Annotated in this window: 3 protein-coding genes; 1 reads left to right on the forward strand and 2 read right to left on the reverse strand. The window is 71.7% G+C overall.

Going from position 1 to position 5,712, the window contains the following annotated elements:
* Nucleotides 1-1,552: 1,552 nt before the first annotated feature.
* Complete coding sequence (locus ABD323_RS39070) at nt 1,553-2,557, reverse strand: MBL fold metallo-hydrolase (RefSeq protein ID WP_344446859.1); 1,005 nt, start codon at nt 2,555-2,557, stop codon at nt 1,553-1,555.
* Complete coding sequence (locus tag ABD323_RS39075; RefSeq protein ID WP_344446860.1) at nt 2,538-3,128, reverse strand: winged helix-turn-helix domain-containing protein; 591 nt, start codon at nt 3,126-3,128, stop codon at nt 2,538-2,540. Before ABD323_RS39075 ends, ABD323_RS39070 begins: the two co-directional genes overlap by 20 nt.
* Nucleotides 3,129-3,791: 663 nt before the next feature.
* On the opposite strand from ABD323_RS39075, the gene ABD323_RS39080 reads away from it, so the two are divergent.
* The gene (locus ABD323_RS39080; protein WP_344446861.1) at nt 3,792-5,510 is read left to right on the forward strand and encodes an amidohydrolase; all 1,719 of its coding nucleotides are present in this window, start codon (nt 3,792-3,794) and stop codon (nt 5,508-5,510) included.
* Nucleotides 5,511-5,712 lie beyond the last annotated feature (202 nt).

A 5,712-nucleotide genomic window follows, 5' to 3' on the forward strand; every position in this document is an offset into this window, starting at 1 on the left:
ACCCGTCGGGTCCCCCCGGCAAAGGGATCCAGCTCACACGGCGGTCACTTCCAGTAACCGTCTCGTGGTGCTTGCCGCACCGGCTGCACCTGTCGTGCGCGCTGCACCCGCCGTACCGGCTGTACCTGTCGTGCGCGCTGCACCCGCCGTACCGGCTGTACCTGCCGTGCGCGCTGCACCCGCCGCGCCTGCTGGTGCATTGGGTTGGCGATGTCGGCCTGTCCGCCCTGCGGACCGTTGCGCCCGTCGTGCCTGCCGTGCCTGCCGTGCGTGCTGTGTCCGTCGTGCCCGTCGTGCGCGCTGTGCGCGCTGTGCGTGCTGTGTCCGTCGTGCTTGCCGTGCGCGCTGCGCCTGCCGCACTCGTCGTGTCTGCCGCACTTGCTGTGCCTGCTGGTGCATGGGGTCGGCGGTGCCGGCCTCGGTCTGTGCGCGCTGTGGACTGTTGCCTGGATGCTGATCTGGAGCTGTGGGGCTTGCAGCGTGGGTGTCGGTTGCCTGGTGCGGTGATGTTCTGGGTGCGGCGTTGGTCGGTGTCGGGGAGTGGCGGGGCGGCGGGATGTCCGAGGCTTGGGTGCGCATCGTCCTTGTGTGACCGCTCCGGCTGGTGGCGGTCAGGCGATGGGGTGATGGACCGGGTGGCTGTGTTGGCGTTGCCGGGCGTGTGGTGCCCCCGGGGGTTGTTGCTGCCGTGGTGCTGAGTGCCTGGGGTGCGCTGAGTGCCTGGGGTGTACGTGGACCGGCTCGCATCGGCCCACCGTCCGGCCCTGCTGCGCGGCGGCCCGATCACCTTGTTCCGTCTGGGTCTGTTGCGCACTGTCCTGTCGAGGGTGTTCGGCGCTCTGTTCCAGGACTTCTTCGAGGAGCAGTTGCTCCTGGCTTGGTCCGGACTCCACCCTGGTCCGGACTCCACCCGGGCCCGGACTCCACCCGGGCCAGGGCCCGGCCCCGGGGTCGGGGTCGGGGTCGGGTGGGGGTTGGTTCTGGTGGTGGGGTGGCTGTTCCTACGGTGGTGTGGGCCTGCTGGGGGTGGTTGTTGGTGGAGGGCACGGGTGTGCGTGCTGCTCCGGGCTGCCGGCGGAGTGGTCTGTGGCTCGTTTGCGTTGTGCCGGGGATGGGGGTGGGTGCCGGGCCCTGTGGTGCGGGTGGTCGGGTGTCTGCGTGGTGGGCCCGGCCGTCGTGGCTGGTGCCGGTCCTGCCCTGGTCGGTGCTGGCGCTGGCGGCTCGACTGTCCGCGGCCTGGCTCGTTTCCTGCGGTGGTACCTCGCCGCTGCCGGTGTGGCCTGTGCCTGCGGCGTGTGTCTGCGTCTGCGGCCTGGGTGGGCTTGTGCGCCGGCTGATGGGTGGTGGCGGTGGCTGGGTTGCTGCTGGTGGGTGGTTGTCGGGGTGGTGGCGTTGTCCGGGCGCCGCTGCTCCGGTGCTGGGGGGTGCTTTGCGGTGGGCCGGTCGGGAGCTGGTGGTGTGTTGTCGCGGGGAGGGGTGGCGGGGTGTGGGGGGTGTGGGGTGGTGGTGGAGCGGTCGGGTGGTCGGGGTTTGGGTTTCTCTGGGGTGGTGGTTAGCGGTGCAGGAGGGTGGTGAGGAGTTTGTGGCTCCAGCCGCGGGCCATCAGTCGTAGCAGGTCGCTTTTGCGGGGCTCGTTGTAGAGGACGAAGTCGTCGAAGCGGTGGACTCCGGGCCGGCCGGTGGTGGCGGTGGCCGCGTCTCGTACGGCGGTCAGGTGGGCGGTGGTCATTTGTGGTGCGCGTTCGTCGGGTTGGTGGCCGGCGCCGATCGGGTAGATCTTGCGTGGTCGGTTGGTCATTTCGACGTGGCAGCCCAGGACGTGGGTCACGGTGCGGGTGGCGGCGAAGGCGACCAGGCGTTCCAGGCTCGCGCGGTAGGCGGCGGCGTCGAAGGCGAAGAGGCGGCCGGGCAGCACGGTGTCTCCGGTGAGGAGGATGGCGGTCCACGGGTCGTAGAGGGTGATCGCGGCGTCGTGGTGGCCCGGGGAGCTGAGGACCTCCAGGATCCGGCCGCCGAGGTCGAAGGTGGTGACCTGGTCCGGGGTGGCGGGGTCGAGGCCGAAGAAGGACTGCACGGCCGCCGGATCGTGCGGGATCACGGTGGTGGCGCGCCGGTCGGTGAACTGGCCGTCGGCGGCCACGTGGTCGTGGTGGCCGTGTGAGTGGGCCACGATCAGTTCGTAGCCTTCGCGTGGGTGCCGTTCGAGCCACTGCGCGAGGAGCCGGTCGACCGTGGCGCGCAGCGGGAAGAGGTCGGGTGCGGCGGTGGCGCCGGTGTCCAGGAGCAGGGCCCGGTCGTTGCCGAACAGCAGGTAGAGGAAGGGGGCTTCGTAGTTCACCGACTTGCTCTGGCGCAGGATGACGGTGTGTTCGTCGTAGTGGTGTGTCTGGATCGGGGGTTCCTCGGCGCGGCGTGCCGGCGGTGCGCCGTGGATCCACCGCACGTCGAGCGAACCGGTGGTGGGGGCCGCGGTGACGAAGTCGATGGTCGAGTGGTTGGTTGAGTGGTCGGTCGGGCGGTCGGTGCTGTTGGTGCGGTCAGTGGTCGTGTCCGTCATGTTGTTCCCCCGTGTCGATGGTCGGCATCGGTGTCGCCGCCATGAAGTACCGGACGTGGCGCTGTCCGGGGTGGTGCCGGGGATCGGCGGTGGTGCCGGTCCTGGCGATGTAGGGCTCCAGGAGCGCCTTCCACTTCTCCTGGAGTTCGGCGGCCTCCTCGGCGGTGACCGTGGCGATGGCGGCCACGATGCCGGTCCGGCTGCCCGGGGTGTCGTGCTCGTCGCGCGGACGGTCGAGCGAGTCGAGGATCGCCTGCGTCTCGCGCTCCACCACGATCCGCTCGAGTTGTCGCCCCACGAGTGCGTCGCTGCCGGCCGTGACCCGGATCGTGGGGCGCGGATCGATGACCTGCCAGGTCCGCTCGCGTCGGTCGCGGGCGGGCCCGGCGTCCTCCACGAGGCCGTACTTCGCCAGCTGGCGCAGGTGGAAGGAGCAGTTCGCCTGCCCGACGCCGAGGATGCGTCCGCACTGGGCGGCCGTCGCGGGGCCGGCCCTGGCCAGCAGCTCCAGCAGGTCGAGCCGTAGTGGATGGGCCAGGGCCCTGATCGCCCTGGGGTCACTGATCTGCATATCCCAAAGCATACTTTGGGATATGCAGATGTCAAACAGTTCTTTGGCTTCTCTCTCGGGGTCCACCAGTGGGTGGTGTGTGGGTGGTTCGCGTTCGTGTGGTGGGGCCGGTCGGCGGGCTGGTGGTTTCGGTGGGCTGGTGGTTGACGGGTTGGCCGAGCGGGGCGGGGTCGCGTTGGGGCCGTGCCCGGCGACGGGGGTGGCTTCGGGCGGGGGGGGGGGGGGGGGAGGGGGGGGGGGGGGGGGGGGCGAGCCGGTGGGCGGTGGCGGCGGGGGGTGTGTCGGTGTGGCGGGGGTCGGTTCGGTCCCAGTCGACTGGGACCGGTGACGCACTGTCACCGGTCGGTGGTGGATGGCCGGGGCCGGTTGCCCGCGTCCGTGGGACTGCCGGTGGGCGACTGTGGTGGGGGTGCGTGGCGGCGGTCCTGTGGCGGTGAGGTGCTCCGGGTGTGCCGTCCGCGGGAGCCGGGCGGTTCGTGGGTGTCGGCTTCACTCGTGGGTGTCGGCTGCGCAGGACGGTGCCGCAGGGCCCTGAGTGGGCCCGGTGTCCCCGTCCGTGTTGCCCCGTTCCGGTGAAGTCTGGCCGTTCGCGGTGAAGTTCGCCCACGTCGCTTCTAGGCTCTGGGCCGGTTCCACCATCCTTCCACCGAACGGGAGAGCGACATGGCTGAGCAGGCCGACCTCATCCTCCACGGCGGCGACGTCGTCACGCTCGCGGAACACGGCGGCGAACGGGGCGAGGCGGTGGCCGTCAAGGACGGCACCATCGTCTTCGTCGGGCCCGAGCAGGAGGCGTTGGAACGCTGGCGCGGCCCGCGCACCGTCGTGCGGGATCTGAAGGGCCGCGCCCTGTTGCCCGGGTTCATCGACGCGCACGGGCACCTCGGCGGCATCGGCCTGCAGGCCGTCATCGCCAACCTGCTCGCCGACCCGGACGGCGACGTCACCGGCCTCGCCTCGCTGAAGGACAAGCTGCGTTCCTGGGCCGTGGGTCCGGTGGGTGCGGACTCCGATTGGATCATCGGTTTCGGGTACGACGACGCGATGCTCGCCGAGCGCCGGCACCCCACCCGCGACGACCTCGACGAGGTGTCCACGCACCGTCCGGTGCTCGCCATCCACCAGTCCTTCCACCTCGGTGCGGTGAACAGCCTCGGCCTCAAGCGGCTCGGCCACTCGGCCGCCACACCCGACCCCGAGGGCGGGGTGATCCGGCGGCGCGAACTGGCCGTCGCGCCCTCCTACGGCGAGCCCGACGGCGTGTTGGAGGAGAAGGCGTTCACCCCGGCCTCGGACCTGGCGTTGGTGGGGCTCCCGCAACGGGAACTGCTGATGCTGTTCGCGACGGGCGCGGCCATGGCGGCGAGTTTCGGCTTCACCACCGTGCAGGAGGGCGGCACCACTCTCGCCAACCTCAAGGCGCTGCGGGACACGGCCGCCGCCGTGCCGCTGCCGGTGGACGTGGTCGCGTACGTGAAGGCCGAGGAGGTGACCGCCTCCACGCTCGACGACCCGATCGAGGTGAGCGACGAGTACGTGGACGGCGTGCGCGCGGCCGGCGTGAAGCTGGTCCTGGACGGCTCGCCGCAGGGGCGCACCGCGTGGCTCACCGAGCCGTACCTGACGCCGCCGCCCGGACAGCCCGAGGGCTACCGCGGGTACCCGGCGGTGCCGCACGACGCGGTGGTGGCCCAGCAGATCGCCACGGCGGTCGAGCACGGCTGGCAGGTCCTGGCCCACGTCAACGGCGACGCGGCGATCGACCAGTTCCTCAAGGCGGTCGAGGCCGCCGGGCCGGGGCGGCGTCCGACGGTGGCGATCCACGCGCAGACCGCCCGCCAGGACCAGATCGAGGCGTTCGCCCGGCTGGGCATCCTGCCGTCCTTCTTCTCGATGCACACCTACTACTGGGGCGACTGGTACCGCGAGACCGTCCTGGGCGAGAGGCGGGCGCAGAGCATCTCCCCGGCCCGCTGGGCACTGGACAGGGGCCTGCGTCCCACCTCGCACCACGACGCCCCGGTGGCGCTGCCGAACTCGATCGCCGTGCTGTCCAGCCAGGTGACCCGCCGCACCCGCAACGGCCACGTCCTCGGCCCCGACCAGCGGGTCTCCGCCCTGGAGGCGGTCCGCGCGATCACCATCAACGCCGCCCACCAGTACGGCGAGCAGGACCGCAAGGGCAGTATCGAGGTCGGCAAGACCGCGGACCTGGTGATCCTCAGCGCGAACCCGCTGACGCTCGACCCCGAGCGGATCCGCGACATCAAGGTGATCGAGACCATCAAGGCCGGCACCACCGTCCACCCGCCCGCACCCACCGTCCGGGCCCACGGAACCCTCTGGAGCGCACCCACCCCGCAGTGGGGCTGCTCCTGCTGAACCGGCGCGCCCCTGAACCGGCGCGCCCCTGCCCCACCACCCCCTGCCCCACCACCCCCTGAACCGGCGCGCCCCTGCCCCACCACCCCCTGCCCCACCACCCCCTGAACCGGCGCGCCCCTGCCCCACCACCCCCTGCCCCACCACCCCCTGAACCGGCGCGCCCCTGCCCCTCCACCTCCTGCCCCACCACCCCCTGAAC

The organism is Kitasatospora nipponensis, assembly GCF_039528135.1.
GTDB classification, from domain to species: domain Bacteria; phylum Actinomycetota; class Actinomycetes; order Streptomycetales; family Streptomycetaceae; genus Kitasatospora; species Kitasatospora nipponensis.